This is a genomic window from Bradyrhizobium sp. UFLA05-112 (genome assembly GCF_053572325.1).
Genome location: NZ_JBANBK010000055.1, coordinates 42,490 through 58,640, shown reverse-complemented (window position 1 = coordinate 58,640; position 16,151 = coordinate 42,490). Strand labels below are relative to the sequence as shown.

Genomic DNA, 16,151 nt, shown 5'->3' with positions numbered 1-16,151 from the left:
TGTGAGTATGCCTGTCCATAAGGACAGTTCTCAACACAACGGTCCACCTGACAAGGCGGCCCCCAGCGGAGGATTACGACGGAGTGTGGTAAACGCCCGATGCTCCGAAGGCTGCGCACCGAACCGCCAACGGGGCGGGACTTCGCTGAGATCATGACAGCAACATCGGTAGGTTTGGCGCGTTGGTAAAACTAGTGGCGCACTGCCTGCTCAGCGAGCACTCATTCCAGTAGGCCAAGCAAAGCGACCCTCACTCAAGGCCTTGATCGATTATCCTTGCGCGTTCGGCAGGAGTACCGCTTCTGATGGATCAACCCAGGTTCGGTGTCCAGCGAAGGCGGCGCGCCGAACCGCTAGCGGGGTGCGAGACTTGGCTGATATCATGACAGCAATATCGGTAGATTTGGCGCGTTGGATGAAGTCTATGGCGCCCTGCCTGCTCAGCGGGCCCTCATTCCAGTAGGCCAAGCAAAGGGGATCCTCGGAAGCGAACGAGTTGGCGGGCGCAGCCAGCGCTTCGTCCACGAACACGCCGTAGAGCGTCCACTCGGAGAAATGGAGTTGCCCGGCAATAGCCGTGGCCCATGGGCGGCCTGTCACAGTCGCCACTCTTCCGAGCATTTGGCGAACGATCGCCGGATCCCAAGCTAGGAGTGACGAGATGTAGTCGGCATGCGGCGGCGGAGCTAGCTTCAGCCCGAGCAGCCCGCGGGCGACCTGGTGCCAAATCACGTGCTTTGGCAGTCTTTGGTCGATCTCGTTCGGCTTTCTATAAAAGCGAACTGTTTCATTGTGGATGAACGTCTCTACACTGAACGGCCGGATGAGTTCAATGTCGGAATCAACGAGCAGTACCACGTCATCCTCACTTGCGGCGACGGCGGCCAGCTTGACCACTTGTTGAAGGATCCAGCCACGGACCGGCGGGATCGGCCGTCGCAGATTGACCGTGAACTTGGTCAACGGCATGGGTACAAATGAACTGGGCAGGAAGTCGGCTTCGCAGCGGATGTGCGTGCGGGGGCCCGCGAGACGTCGGAAGAGCGAGATGTCCGATCTAGGCACAATGATGTGATGGTGGACCGAGTCAGGCGCGTACTCGAGAATCGACCGGTGCAGATCTTTGCACAACTCGAAATCGGGTGCGAAGCTGGGTGTAATTATGGACATACGCTTCATGACCATTCTCCTGGCGGCCCGCATCACCTGTGTCTAAATGATTCCAAATGTAAGTTGGTCGGCCTAAGAATTGGTCATTCGTTGGTCAAGGAAATCGCCTGCGCAAAAAAGATCGCTAATGTCGCTCACTTCCAAGGGCGGACGTCGGTGGTTCTATTTGTTGGATCCTCGAAGCGGACGAGCCGCCGCGATGATCTGAGGTGGCCGTTGGTACTCGGTACTCAGGTGGCAATGTCCAGGGCATCAGCGCTGTTCGCACGGCGGCCCTGTGTCCGCTAGGTCCATGAAGGGCACGGATGCCTTGCCCTAGAATGACGCTTAGCCAAAATGCAGCCGTCGATAACGCACCGTGGTGCCTACGGTGGTACCGAATTCGATTGGTTGACAACAGGGCCGAAAGCCGAGGATTTTCGCCGTACTCTCCTCCAATGTGGATCGCTTTCGCCTCTGGCACGTACACCACGGAAAATCCACTCTCCCGCACCCGTCGCATGTAGTCGACTTCTTCCATGTACAGAAAGAACGACTCGTCCCAATCGCCGACGATCCGACGTGCCCCCGCCGAAACCGCGAGAATCGCTCCAGTTGCCCAATCGATCGGGCCTTCCCGATCGTACATCGCAGGATCGCCGACCATCTCGCCTGTGCCGATCCGGGCAGCCAATGTTCCGCCTAGAATGGCGTCCGTCCATGCGGTCACAACGGAGGGCTCTCGGCGAATTGACCAGCAAGTCGTTCCATTCTCATCCAGATTTCGCGGCACCACTACACCAACGGCTGAGTCCATCAGCCGATCAACTAGCAACCTCGCCACGCCGGGGGTGAGACGGACGTCCGGATTGAGAATTAACAAATTTGCATCGGGGCCAACAGTGGCGGTTCCTTCATTGATGGCCGCGGCATAGCCGGCGTTTCGGCCCATTCTGATTACTCTCGGTCGGACCGGATGAGCGGCTGCGATGTCGACACTACCATCACGTGAGTCGTTATCGACGATGATTGTTTCGAACTGCTTCACCCCCTCCAGTCCGGCCGGCAAGGAATCCAGCAGGCCTGGTAGGACACGCGCACTGTTGTAGGTCACAATGATGATTGACAGTCGAGATTCAGTGTTGGGCCTGTCATCAGCTAACCGCTGTGAACGTGCACTGCGCCCTTCAAAATTCACGTTTCCTTCCTCGCTGGACGGCGGCTGCCGGCCACTGCTCCTTCGGGTATCGATGGTCTTACCTCCGCGTCCCAGCTTAGTAAAATAACTAGATTTAATGTAGCTCATTTAATCTAAAACACAATTAAATAGACCTGCAAGTGATTTTTGGAGGACGCTGAGGCCAGCCTTTAGAATGCGGGGCAGTGCTTGCCGGGGCTGTATCGCGGCGCCGATTTTCTGCCAACATGTCTGTGAGGCTCTCACCGTCCTCCAGGGCTCTGGAGTGCAATCCTCATTCGTCGCCCTTGCGGCCGGCGGTCCCTATCGCACTCCACAATCCTAGTTCCGCCAGCCTCTCGAAGCCGAAACGCTCGAAGATATCTTTCGCGGCGTAATGCGGGGCAGTCCTAATCGCAAGGCAGCCTCATCGAATGTGCCAGCTAGGGAACTGTGGGTTTACCCAGGTTTGTTTGCAAAACATTTAATATAGCCGCGTCGCCGATATAACCCCTCGACCGTACGGTGTGGGGATCGAAAACCATAACTCCCTCAGATTCAGCATGCGAATACGAAATATACCCTCCCCCCTGGTTGGCCGCCGGAGAAAGTTTAAAGAGCATATCCTTCGTGCCGATCAAAAACCGGTTGATGATATCGTCCATGCGTTTTTCGCCATCAGACGCGGTTATCGTGACGATAGTTTGTAGGCTCGATGAATTTAAACCTCCAAACATTTGCATAGCTGCGCGCGCGTTGAGAAGCGAATACCAGGAATCCCAAGAGTAGCCCGCGGAGCTGCGTTGACCTTCTGCATCGACGGAGTCGAATTCGAACAGCATTCCCTGCGCGCCTGAATTCGGTAGGAGATCACAATTGCGCACGATCCTGGCCGCGCCACCGATTCCCGCGCCGCCGTTCAAGCCGCATGCCACCGTTTTCGAAAACGTTCGGTCCGCAATGTATCCGAAGAGCTGAAGGAGATTGCGCTCAGTGATCCCATGGAACGAGTAGATATGGCCGTTCACAATCTGTCTTAGGCCGGCCTGAATAACCGCTCCCGACGGCCGATGGGGATTTGTGTATGTCCACAGCAGATTGGTCATACCGTATTGCCTCAGTTTCGCGATAAAAACCGCGTCGTCGTAGGCCGCGAGTTTCGCTTCGAACTGATCGGCGCCCCAGTACAGCGTGGTCATGATGATCATTCCGATCATTCCGTTTTGAATATTCGGGTTGTAATCGCGATCATTGGGATCGCCGGCCATGTCATCCACGATGTTGGCGTGGACCTCGTCCTTCGTCGTCAGCACGGAGCTGTACGTCAACGCTTCCATGTTGATGCTTATCAAAGCCTTTTCAGTCGCCGTCAGCTGATTCCAAATGCGCGGCGTGTTCTTCGCCAAGAGGAACATCATCGCGCCGCCCATTTGCTTTTGATCTTGGTAGCCGCCGGTCGCCGTCGGCCCCCGGTTCGGCGCCAGAACATACCGGATTTGCTGCAGGAGTGCGGCGTCAGTTCTAGTGTCGCCACAGTAGGAATTTATCGCCTTCATCACTTCGGCGTTGTTAAACACGTGTTGGTGCGCTCCTCCTGAGAGGCTGGGGTCGTACCACACCTTTTCTGCACCGAGGGCGTACTTTACAGCGGCTTCTGAGAGACAGAAGGACGTCGTGGCTATGCGTGTCGGCGTGCCCTGCGTGTTGTTGGCCTCGATCGAAATATTCGCCGCTGACGTTTTGGCCGCAGTACCGGATTGGGCCGAGAGCGTGTGTGTGGCGTCGGCCAAATTGGCCGTCTCGTGCGAGGCGTCATGAGGTCCGTTTAAATTGTCGGCATCAAGAGTCGTGCCGTCCACAAGAAACGGCACACCCGCCGCGCCGCTAAACTCCAAAGCATTGGTCGTCTCCGAAACCGTCGCGCCTTTGGCGGGTGAGACGCGAGCGACAGGGTAGACAACAGTTTCCGCTGCGGCAGGCGCGGTCGCTGGGTAGCCAAAATCAACTGGAGGCGGGGTGAAGCCCTTGGCACAACTCAAATGCACGAAACAAAGCATCGATAAGAACACGACGCCTTTAGCGGCCATGAATCGGTTTCCCACTCAAGCAGATTTAGCCGCGAGCTTCGGGACAATCCGCCTCTACGATCATGTCGAAATGAGTATCTTTGTAGAGAATCCTGAAGAAGGTTGAAACCGAAGCAACGCTGGCATTCTGTGTTGACTGACTGTCGCTCCAGAGGAGAGGCCTTCAAGTGGGTGACGCAATAGCAAGAGGTGCCAATTCGACCCGTGCCGGATTTGGGGTCGCGTCGATCACCTCGCTCTAGAAATTCGCTTGTCTATCGGTTCGCTTTTCGTCGATATGCAGGTCTGCAGCAAGCCAGCCCACGGGTCGGTCGAGAAGGCCGGTTCGAAGATGCAGTCCACGAAAACGCAGTGGACGAACCTCGGTCGTCCGCCCTTCAGAACAAAGCGACATTCGCGAAACAACTCTTCACGGAATTCGTGATCGACGGCGAACTCAAACGTCACGTTGTCTATCTCTTTGCTCAACACACACCTCAGGATCGACAATTAAATATAATATGCACGGAATGATTTTGATCGATGTTACGACATTTTAATCAAAATTTAAAGCTTTTAGATTTGACTATTTCATTTAATGTATGAAAATGACCGAGCGAGGTCATAGAGCCGCGTGGATCCAGCCAGCGTTCCGTTACAGATCGCCGAGCGGAGGGATTTCATGTTGGGCGCCGGAAACCAAATCCTTGAGCGTCTCAATAATTTCCGTTGGGAAGCTCAGCTCAATATATCAACGAGAGGAATTGCCGAGGTCGACAAGCCCGACGCCGGGCACTACGCCACGATCCACTATTCAGCGATCTACAGGGTTCTTCGTCATCTTTCGCTGCAGCCTTCAGATACGTTCGTCGATGTCGGTTGCGGCAAGGGAAGGATATTGTGTTGTGCGGCGCGGCGCCCATGCAGGAAGGTCGTGGGAATCGACTATTGCGAGGATTTTTGCAAGGAAGCGCGGGTGAATGCGGCGCGAATGCGCGGACGCAGGGTGCCCGTGCTTGTGCATAATGGCGCCGCCGAGGAGTTTGATTACACGGAAGCGACTGCTTTGTTCTTCTTCAGTCCGTTTGGCGCCTCGACGCTGGCCTCGGTACTTCAAAAGATGGACCACGACAGCCGGCACCGTCGCATCCGGTTGGCGTTTGTGAACTGCAATGAGGAGCAAGGCAAGGTATTTGCCAGGCAACCTTGGCTCGAACTGTACGGCTATTGGCAAGCCGCGGGCCGAGGCGAGCATTCAGTGCACTTTTACAGGCGGACGGAAGCAGAGATCGACTGAATATCTGGGCGAGCAACGAGACGACGAATGCATCTGCCGCCTCGATAGGATGTGCCGGGGCTGATTTTTAGGCAGCTTCCTCGGCCAGCAAATGAGCTTGTCTTGAGGGCTCTCAATTTCGGAGCGACCATGACACGTGCAGTGTTTCAAGCATTCTCGCTACTTTCGACCTGCCCGTCAGTCGGTATGTGTATTGCTATGGGGCTCGACCGGTTGTGTCACGTGGATGTTGAAAACGAGCATAAACGGCATTCTGTTATCAATCGCAAAATTAATAGCATTATTAAATTGCAAGATTAAACGAGATAATATAAAAAATGGGCGCGCTTGGGCTGCCCAATCTCTGGCCTTTGACGCAAAGCGGCCGATCTGTTTGGTGTCGACGCTTGCTGCCCGAGGTAACGCGTAAGAGCCCGCCCGATGCTATCACCCTTGAAAATATCGTTCGTGACGGCCTGTTTGCATTTCGGTTTTGCTGCTGCCAAACGGACCGATCTTGCGGCCGTGCGGGACCTTGTTGCCAAGCTGCACCCAATGAACACGGGGTACGGTTTGATCCGATTGGGCGACCACGGGGATGGCGGCTATCTGGTTCCTGATGATCTTGCTGGTGTGGTCGCCTGCTTCTCGCCCGGCGTCGATAATCGCGCTTCCTTTGAAGCTAGCCTTATTGAACGAGGCATTCCCTGCTTTCTGGCCGATGGTTCCGTAAAAGCAGCTCCCTTTGATTCCGAGATGGTTCAGTTCACGAAGAAGTTCCTCGGTGTAGTTAACAACGAGACGACAATTACACTGGATGATTGGGTTAGATCCAGCAAGCTGGAAAATAACGGCGACTTGCTTCTACAAATGGATATCGAGGGCGCGGAGTGGTCCATTTTGCTCAATGTTTCGCGCGAAACTCTTCGTCGCTTCCGTATCATTGTGATCGAGTTTCATGATCTCGAGCGATTGATGGATACGCACGCATTTCGACTTATTGCGGCAGTCTTTCACCGACTGCTGCAGGATTTTTATATCGTTCACAATCATCCCAACAACTATGGGCGAAGTATCTCTTGCGGTTCACTTGTGATACCGCGCGTGCAAGAGATGACCTTAATCAGGAGGGATCGCGCAAAGTCGTTATCCTTCGCTCAAACATTTCCCCATCCGTTAGACGCAACGAATGACGTAAACGGCCCGGATTTGGTGCTGCCCGCCGAATGGTTTCACCAAAAGAATTCAGCTGGCGCCGTCTAGTGGTGATGTTTCGTTCGGTTGCGTGACCGCTCGGCGGTCGTTCCCGAGTTGGCCTTGACGCTGCGCATGGGGGATGCGTCTTCCGTGCGGCAGTCGAACGCGATGGACGCGTCCTCCTGTTCTAGCGTCGCTCGATGACACGCTAGCGCGCCACGACAGGCCTGAGAATTTCAACACCAACCAGGGCGCGCAGTTTACGTCGGCAACCTTCATCGACGCGCTAACGGACGCCGGCGTTGCAATCTCGATGGAACGCTGTGGGCGTTGGATGGACGACATGTCATCGAGCGGTTGTGGCGATCCCTCAAATCATGAGGCGCCCCGACGGGTGTGAGGCGCGGCATCGCGGAAGAGCGGCGCTTTCATCAGGCACTAGGCGACCCGCGCACCAAGGCACCAAGGGCGAGTCTGGCGCGAGCAAAGTGCGCGGGCTCGCGCGGTGTGGGCACGATGGATAACGCGTGCGCGTGCTCCGCATGCCTACAGCGCCGCATTTCTCTGACGCCAATCCGGGCAAAGTTGAGATAGCAATGGTATGGGTGGTAACGCCGAGTAATGTGTCGCTGCATTCGAGTGGCTCGGAGCCAATTCGAACAATCTTGATTTCGATTTGTTTGTTTTTTCAATGTTCGATTTAAAATGATCCGAAAGATTATTGTTTTTGATTATGCTGCGACTTAAAGCCAACAGGCTGCCATAGCGGTGCTTTCATGGGCCGTGAACGCCAAACCAGAGTGGGGCCTTCATTAGCGCGAGACGCCTGTCGCCTGTAAGCGCGCTCGCTGTGCTTCTTATTCATTGAATACGGCTTTTTCGACATTTCTCCCTTTGGGGCGCGATCGTGAGCGCCCTCTGCTTCGCGAACATGGTCAAATACAGCAGCCGCAGGGTTTCTGATCGTCGCAGTCAACGCGCTTTCATATCTTTTTCGACTTGAGCGTGTTTGCACGATAAGTAGGTCAGGCGAGCTCTGGCCGGGTTGATTTTTCGCGCACCAAAACGAATTTTATGGCGTAAAATTCGATCGTGATTCGCGATTAAAGGTGCGTTTTTATTGCGTCTTTCGCCGGTCAATCCGGACTTCGAAAAAGTCAAGGAATGGTCCCAAAAAAGAAAAAGATGGTCTTAAAAAAGACCAGAGCGAAGGCGCCTATCGAAAGCGGATGGGTGCGGGGCAGAGCGTAAGCGCAGAGCGTAAGCAGAGTGTAATAAGCGTTGAGTGCGAGTGCGTAGTCCGAGTTAAAGGCAGGGCTTTGATCTCAACGCGCGACACACATGGAGACAGATTTGACTACGATCACCAAGTTCACGACTGACAGCGGCATCGTCGGCGACGGCATCACAAATGACAGCGCGCTCTTGCTGAGCGGCACGGCGACGGCCAATAGCACGGTGAAAGTGTATGACGGGTCGACGCTGCTCGGCAGCACGACGGCCAATTCCAGCGGGGCGTGGAGCTACACAACCGGTACGTTGTCGGATGGCGCGCATAGCTTCACGGCGGCGACAAGCAGCAGCGGCACCGGTACGTCCACCACCGGCTTTCCCGATGCATCAACAACGGGTGTGCGTGATGGCGTGACGCTCAAGCCATCCGGCGATATCACGATCAGCACGGCAGGCGCTGTTGTCAGCGGCCTTGATATCACCGGCAACGTTGTCATCACCGCTCCGAACGTGACGCTTGTAGACTGTAAAATTACTGGGAACCTGTCTCTGGCATCTACCGGCGCTGTTGTCGACCATTGTACGGTGATTGGAAAAAATACGACCGACAGCATCGACATCAATCCAAATGGTGTCGATGGTCAGGGCGCCAGTACGACTATTAAGAATTGCGATATCAGCGGTTCGGAAAATGGAATCTGGCTGGAAGCAAATGGAGCCGTGATCGAAAACAACTACATCCACAATCTCTTTAGCAATAACGGCAACCCGGATCCGCACATTGACGGGATCCAGGTGCCCGGTGCCAACATTGGGGCGACGCAAAGCAAGGGTGCCACCATCACTGGCAACAACATCGACTTGGATAACAGTACGGCTAATTCCTGCCTTGCGCTACGTGATGTGGCCGACTTTAATATCAGCAATAATCGCTTCAGCGGTGGCTCGTATGTCGTCTATTTTGATGCCACGCAGTCGGGCTCCTCTACAGGCAACCACCTAGTCAACAACGTTTTCGCCCAATATACGTATGGTTACGTCGCCGGTCAGGCGGAGACGGCGCAGACTTACAGCGGCAACGTCACCGATAAGGGCGTCCCGCTCGTGCAGTCCAACAGTGTGCAGGATTTGGTGCCCAGTTCCGGCGCGGCCTCGGCGACCACGGCCAGCAGTGCCACCACGGATACCTCGGCGGCGTTGTCGGTCACCATCGACACCAAAGCGCCCGATGCGCCGACGATTGCCAGCGATGTGGTCAATAGCGCCAATCAGGTGGTGCTGTCGGGGAAGGCTGAGGCGAACAGCGCGATCAAGGTCTATGACGGAACGACGCAGGTTGGCACCGCCACCACGAACTCGAGCGGGGTGTGGAGCGTAACGACCTCTGCTCTGTTGGCCGGGGCACATACTCTTACGGCGAAGGCGACCGATGCTGCTGGCAACGTGAGCGCCGCTTCGTCGGCCGTGGATCCCGTCATTGGCTCTGGATCCTCCGGTTCGGGTTCGTCCGGTTCTGGCACGTCTGGTTCTGGTACGTCTGGTTCTGGTACGTCTGGTTCTGGTACGTCTGGTTCGTCGTCGGGCACGACAGCGCCTGGCGCGCCGAAGATCGCCTCGTTCTCCACGGATACCGGCGTCGTTGGCGATAACATCACCAAGGACAACACGCTCGAGCTGAAGGGCACTGCTGCTGCCGGCAGCACGGTCAAGATCTACGACGGCAAGACCCAAATTGGCTCGACGATTGCGGACTCGAAGGGCAGCTGGGATTATATCACCAAGGTCCTGACCGACGCCACGCATACGCTCACCGCGACGGCGACCAACTCGTCGGGCAAGACCAGCGCGGCGTCGTCTGCGCTCGCGGTCACCGTCGACACCCAGACGCCGACACCGACTATAACCGGCAATACGGTCAACAGCGCCCATCAAGTGGTAGTGACGGGGACTGCAGAAGCGAACAGCACGGTCAAGGTCTACGACGGGACGACGTCGGTCGGAACGGCGACCACCAACTCGAGCGGCGTGTGGAGCTTAACCACCTCTGCGCTGTCGACCGGTTCGCATGTCCTGACTGCCAAGGCGACTGACGTCGCAGGAAACGTCAGTGCCGCGTCCGCGGCGGTAAATCCCGTCATCGGCGGATCCTCCGGTTCTGGCTCCGGCTCTGGCTCTGGCTCAAATCTGCCTGCCGCGCCGAAAATCAGCTCCTTCTCGAAGGACACGGGCGCGGTTGGTGATCACATCACCAGCGATAATACGGTGACATTGACCGGGACCGCGGTGGCGAAGAGCACGGTAAACGTCTACGACGGACAGACCCAGATCGGTCATGTCACGGCGGACGCCAAGGGGGCGTGGTCCTACACAACCGCGGTGCTGCCTGAGGGCAAGCACACCTTCACGGCCACGGACACAGTCTCCAGTGCAACCAGCGGAAAATCGGCTGCCCTCGCCCTGACGGTGGATACCTCTGCGCCTGATGCTCCGGTACTGCTCAGCGATGCGATCAGCCATCATCGCGCGACGGTGACCGGAACGGCCGAGGCGGGCAGCACCGTCAAGGTCTATGAGGGGACGACCCTGCTTGGCTCGGGGACGACTGGTGCCGATGGACACTTCAGTGTGACGACCTCTGGCCTTCAAACCGGATCGCACACGTTCGTTGCCTCGGCCACCGACGTTGCCGGCAACACCAGCGCCATGTCGCAGCCGATTGATCCGCCGATTGGCTCGCACGGCACATCGACGGTTGACGTCACCAACATACGTTCGCACTGGGATCACACCGCGACGATCAAGGGGACAGCCGACCCCAACAGCCAGATCAAGCTGTTTGACGGCACGGCGTCCGCCGGTTCTGTCACGGCCGGAGCCGACGGCAAGTGGAGCTTCCACACCGCCGACCTGTCGGGCAAGACTCATGCCTTTACAGCAGAGCAGGTCGACACGACCGGCCATACCGTCGGGACGAGCTCGGGCGAGGCGATCATTGGCACGGGCCGTAGCAATACGCTGACAGGCACCACTGGCAACGACGTCATGGTCGGGAAGGGAGGGGCGGATACCTTTGTGTTTGCCTCGAACTTCGGCAGCGATGTCATCAAGGACTTCGCCGCCAGTGGCCCAGCTCACGACACCGTCCAGTTCAGCAAGGGTGTGTTCGACAGCTTTGCGAGTGTTCTCTCCCATGCGGCGCAGTCCGGCAATGATGTCGTTGTCACGGCGGGAAGCGACACTCTCACGCTGAAAAACACGCAGCTCGACAAGCTGACCAGCCACGACTTCCATTTCGCGTAGCCGAGAGGTCAGCGACAGGGAGTAGCCACCAATCTGCGGTGGAGATTATGGAAGGCGGGGGCTGGTCCCCCGCCTTCTTGCATTCTGGCGCCTCTATACGCGCTAGCAGCCTCGCACTGTTCGCGGATGCAGCAAAGGGACAGAAATCGGTACGTGATTGGACGAGGCAGCCATTCGACGCTTCGCGCGACCGCCATTCTCGCTCGTGACAAGCCTGGCGTGTCGAGCCGTGCTCCAATAAGTCCATCTCGTACGACTCTCGTCGCGAAAAAAAAGCGAGCATACGCAAATTAAATAGAATTAAATTCGGCGTGACAGTCGGTGCCGTGGTCTCTATCCCGCTCAGATGGACTCGCAGAGTGTTTCAGCACCGATTTCTGTGGGCTGAGGCTGTGGCGTAATGCAGGTGTGTTGAATTTCGCAACCTGACGTGACATCAGGGAAATTGGCAGCGATTTAAAAGGAGAATCGCGCTATTATTGCAGTGCCGTGCGTAAGCGTGCTGGTCAAAAAAACCTCGGCCCGGCCCCCATCTGGTCCCAAAAAAGCCCCTGGCGACCGGCACGTGAGGCCGACCGATTAACCATGAGGTGGTTGGGGACTCGATACAGATCGCCACGACATCACGCTCTGCGAGCAGCCTTTCGTAGCTGAGTGCAATTCGAAGAAACTGGTAGGGCAGATTAAATGGCGGGATGGCCATGAGGTCGCGCTTTTACCGGGAGGCGACACGCTCAAGTTGATCAGGCTCGGCGCGAAAAACGGCCTGACTTCTACCTCGCGTAACAGTAGCTCGACGACAGGGAAATCAAACTCAAATCTGCCTTGGGGATCTACTTCTTGGGGATCGTCAAATAAGGCACGGTTCAAGGGCGAGTGCCATGACAAACTTTGAACGGTGGGGGGTGATCCCCCTGCGTGCAAACCTTTATCGAATTCAGCTTTCGCATCTGACGAGGCTTTGGGCCGCCGCACGGCAGTGGGCGGAAGATGCCGAACTGCGGACGAAAGGGCCGATCGGCGCGGCGAAACACCTCGTCGAAGCTTTGCGGCAACGATTATTCCCCGGTCTCCCGCGATCGGCTAACGACTATGACGAGCCGCGGTCGGAGATGTCAGCTTTCCTGCGGTCTTGCCGCCGAGTTTTCTGGGCTCTCGCGGCCTTCAGCGGCATGAGCAACCTGCTGATGCTTACCGGCTCGTTTTTCATGTTGCAGGTTTATGATCGGGTGCTTCCCGGCCGCAGCATACCGACGCTGATCGCATTAATGGCGTTGGCGACTGTGCTTTATCTTTTCCAGGGCGGGCTTGATCTGGTCAGGAGCAGGATCAGCGCACGCGTCGGCCGCTATCTCGATGAGAAGCTCAGCATTCGCATATTCGATGCGCTTGTCCGCCTGCCTCTAAAGACCAGGGCCGACGGTGACGGCCTGCAGCCATTGCGGGATCTTGATCAGGTTCGTGGCTTCCTGTCGGGCGGAGGACCCACGGCGCTGTTTGATCTCCCATGGATGCCGATCTATCTCGGCGTCTGTTTCGTCTTTCACTTCTGGATCGGCATCACTGCGCTGATCGGAGCATTGGTGCTGGTCGGCATTACAATGCTCACCGAAACGCGAACGCGCGGGCCGGCAAAGGCGTCTTCGCGTCTGGCGGTCTCGCGCAGCGCGTTGGCGCTCGAGGGGCGACGAAATGCGGAAGTGCTGCAGGCCATGGGCATGCGGCAGCAAGCGGCCTTGCGTTGGCGGGATGTGAACGCGAGGTACCTCGCCGCCCACGAACGGGCCAGCGATGTCGCAAGCGGCCTTGGTGGTGCTTCGAAGGTCTTTCGGGCGATCCTGCAGTCGCTGGTGCTTGCCGTCGGCGCCGTCCTCGTCATCAATCAGGAATCGACGGCCGGCATCATCATCGCGGGATCGATCTTAACGGCGCGAGCGCTCGCGCCCGTCGAGATGGCAATTGCGAACTGGAAGGGCTTCGTGGCCGCGCGTCAATCGGGACAACGGCTGGACCAGTTGCTCCAGCTTCTGCCCACGGAAGAGGAGCGCTTGGCCCTTCCGGCTCCCGTCGAAACGCTCACGGTCGAGCATCTCTATGTTGGCGCGCCAAATGCGGAGAGGCCCACCCTTGGTGATGTATCTTTCCAGCTTCGGAGCGGGCAGGCGGTCGGAATCATCGGTCCGAGCGGATCAGGCAAGTCGACCCTGGCACGGGCTCTGGTCGGCGTATGGCCAAGTGTTCGCGGCCGGATCAGGCTCGACAAAGCTTCGCTCGAGCACTGGTCTTCCGACGCCCTCGGCAAACACATCGGCTACCTGCCTCAGGACGTTGAACTCTTTGACGGCAGCATTGCAATGAATATTGCGCGATTCGACCCGCAGGCGACGGCCGCCGCTGTTCTGGAGGCTTCCCATGCTGCGGGCGCGCACGACCTCATTCTCTCTTTTCCGGATGGCTATAGCACCAAGATCGGCGAGGGGGGGACGGCGCTATCGGCAGGTCAGCGGCAGCGCATCGGTCTTGCGCGCGCCTTCTATGGCAAACCGTTCCTGGTGGTGCTCGACGAGCCGTCTTCGAATCTCGACTCGGAGGGTGAAGAGGCGCTGACCGAGGCGATCCTGAACGTGCGCCGGCGCGGTGGGATCGTCGTCGTCGTCGCGCATCGTCCGAAAGCGCTGGAAGGCGTGGACCACGTCTTGTGCCTCGGGGACGGTAGAGTCCAGTCTCTTGGCAAGAAAGAGGAGGTTCTCAGGCGAGTGTTGCGGAATCCTGTGCCGCTTAAGGTGGTTGCGGATGGTCATGGGGGCGCCCGATGACCAGCCAAGTCACGCTCGATGTCGCGCCCGCCATGCAATCAATCCAACGCTACATGATTGTCGGTACGATCATGTTCGGTTTCGTCACGTTTGGCATCGGCGGTTGGGCGACGACGACTCAACTGTCAGGCGCCGTCATCGCCCAAGGCGTCGTCGTGGTGGATTCCAGTGTGAAGAAGGTTCAGCACGCGACCGGCGGGATCGTCGGGGAGCTGCGCGTGCGGGAGGGTGACCGGGTCAATGCCGGCGACATCCTGATCCGGCTGGACGAGACGCAGACGCTCGCGAATGCGACGATCGTCACCAAGAGTCTTGACGAGTTGCTCGCGCGGCAGGCACGTCTCGAGACCGAGCGCGACGGCGTCGAGCAGATCGTCTTTCCCAAGGCGCTGCTCGACCGGACCAAGGAGACCAATTCCGAAGCGAGCCGCGCGATTGTTGCGGAGCGTACGTTGTTCGACCTACGCCGCCAGGCCAGAAGCGGACAAAAGGCACAGTTGCAGGAGAAAAGCGTGCAACTGGAAAACGAGATCAAGGGCTTTGTCGGGCAGACCGAGGCCAAGGAGAAAGAGGTTACTCTGATCCGCCAGGAGCTGGAGGGCGTCCGCAGCCTCTTTCAGAAAAATCTGGTGCCGATCACCCGGCTCAATTCCCTCGAGCGCGATACAGCCCGCCTCGAGGGCGAGCGCAGCCAGCTTGCAGGCGCAATCGCCCAGTCGAAGGGCAAGATCGCGGAAATCGGACTCCAGATTATTCAGATCGACCAGGACCTGCGGACTGAAGTTGGCAAGGATCTGATCGAAACGCGATCAAAACTCTCCGAGCTTGCCGAGCGCAAGACGGCGGCGGTCGATCAGTTGAATAGGATTGACATCCGCGCACCGCAATCCGGCCGAGTCCACGAGCTGAGCGTTCATACGGTCGGCGGTGTGATCGCTCCCGGCGAGCAAATCATGCTTATCGTGCCGGATGCCGACTCGCTTGCCGTCGAGGTCAAAATCGTACCGCGCGATATCGACCAGGTCTATGTGGGCCAGACCGCGACAATGCGCTTCGCGGCGTTCAATCAGAAGACGACCCCGGAAATCGACGGCGAGGTCAGCATGGTCTCGGCAGATATTACGCAGGACCAGCGTACCGGCACGAGCTACTACACAGGCCGCGTCCCGCTGAGGCGGGAAGAGATGGAAAAGCTCGGGTCGGCGAAACTGTTGCCCGGCATGCCGGTCGAAGTCTTCATCAAGACCCCTGGTCGGACCGCGCTGTCCTACCTGCTCAAGCCGCTGCAAGATCAGGCTGGGCGCGCATTCAAGGAGCGCTGATGCTTGATCGGCATCAGTCCGCTCGTGCGGGTGACCTCAGTTTTGGGTTCAGCCCATCGGTCGAGCCTTGGGGGCTGGGCCGGATGCGATTGCGGAAGACGCGCCTGCACTCGAAACCCGTGACAGGCGAATCCGAAGCTTCGTTACTCTTGGGCTTCAACGCCTGCGGATGGTGGGGATTGATCGGCGCGACGCCTAGCTCTGTATTTAAAAGTCGGGGTTCAATCAGGGCCCCCGGGGGGCGCCGTGGCACCGCTCACATGCGTGCCACGAGCTGGACTATTCGACTATCCGTGTCCGCCGCGCGGAGCCGATCACATTGGCGCCTAGTCCGGTTTGCGCCGACGGCGCTTGACCATCCAGTAGGCGCCATAGGCAACCGCGGCGAAGGATAGCCCTGCGCCTGCGAGGGGCCCCGGTGCGCCGCTGGCCGTCCCCTGGCCGACGTAGGTGTAGGTCTGGTCAGGGGGAAAGAACAGTGTAGCCGTGAAATAGACGCCGGCCGGCACTGCTGCGGCCATTGCAAGGAAAATCGCAAGGACCCATCCGGGTATGGTCATATTTTCTTCCTTTCGACTGTGGTCACTATCTGACCAGGTCAATAAATTTCGTATC

Annotated in this window: 9 protein-coding genes and 1 pseudogene; 6 read left to right on the top strand and 4 right to left on the bottom strand. The window is 57.7% G+C overall.

Annotated features, from left to right (window positions below):
- Window positions 1–270: 270 nt before the first annotated feature.
- From SO180_RS27895 to SO180_RS27885, 3 genes are all read right to left on the bottom strand, one after another.
- Window positions 271–1,179, bottom strand: coding sequence for a DUF6492 family protein (locus SO180_RS27895; protein ID WP_449382041.1), 909 nt, complete (start codon window positions 1,177–1,179; stop codon window positions 271–273).
- 115 nt (window positions 1,180–1,294) lie between these two features.
- Entirely contained in the window at window positions 1,295–2,347 is a 1,053-nt protein-coding gene (locus SO180_RS27890) for a glycosyltransferase family 2 protein (RefSeq protein WP_449382040.1), read from the bottom strand.
- 422 nt (window positions 2,348–2,769) lie between these two features.
- Window positions 2,770–4,413 carry a hypothetical protein gene (locus tag SO180_RS27885; protein ID WP_449382039.1) on the bottom strand — a complete coding sequence of 548 codons (1,644 nt, stop codon included), beginning with the start codon at window positions 4,411–4,413 and terminating at the stop codon, window positions 2,770–2,772.
- 661 nt (window positions 4,414–5,074) lie between these two features.
- Here SO180_RS27885 and SO180_RS27880 point away from each other — a divergent pair.
- The 6 genes and pseudogenes from SO180_RS27880 to SO180_RS27855 all read left to right on the top strand — a co-directional run bounded on the left by SO180_RS27880 (window position 5,075) and on the right by SO180_RS27855 (window position 15,536).
- Window positions 5,075–5,689, top strand: a complete 615-nt coding sequence (locus SO180_RS27880; RefSeq protein WP_449382038.1) for a class I SAM-dependent methyltransferase — start codon at window positions 5,075–5,077, stop codon at window positions 5,687–5,689.
- Window positions 5,690–6,121: 432 nt separating this feature from the next.
- A complete protein-coding gene (locus tag SO180_RS27875; protein ID WP_449382037.1) occupies window positions 6,122–6,931 on the top strand; it encodes an FkbM family methyltransferase in 810 nt (269 codons plus the stop codon).
- 87 nt (window positions 6,932–7,018) lie between these two features.
- Window positions 7,019–7,240: pseudogene (locus SO180_RS27870) on the top strand (IS3 family transposase); the annotation flags it as partial.
- 978 nt (window positions 7,241–8,218) lie between these two features.
- Complete coding sequence (locus tag SO180_RS27865) at window positions 8,219–11,398, top strand: Ig-like domain-containing protein (RefSeq protein WP_449382036.1); 3,180 nt, start codon at window positions 8,219–8,221, stop codon at window positions 11,396–11,398.
- A gap of 881 nt (window positions 11,399–12,279) precedes the next feature.
- Entirely contained in the window at window positions 12,280–14,214 is a 1,935-nt protein-coding gene (locus tag SO180_RS27860; protein ID WP_449382035.1) for a type I secretion system permease/ATPase, read from the top strand.
- Complete coding sequence (locus SO180_RS27855; protein WP_449382034.1) at window positions 14,211–15,536, top strand: HlyD family type I secretion periplasmic adaptor subunit; 1,326 nt, start codon at window positions 14,211–14,213, stop codon at window positions 15,534–15,536. Before SO180_RS27860 ends, SO180_RS27855 begins: the two co-directional genes overlap by 4 nt.
- Window positions 15,537–15,862: 326 nt before the next feature.
- Here the strand turns inward: SO180_RS27855 and SO180_RS27850 are convergent, their stop codons facing one another.
- On the bottom strand, window positions 15,863–16,096 hold the full coding sequence (locus SO180_RS27850; RefSeq protein ID WP_449382033.1) for a hypothetical protein: 234 nt from the start codon (window positions 16,094–16,096) through the stop codon (window positions 15,863–15,865).
- Window positions 16,097–16,151: the final 55 nt, after the last annotated feature.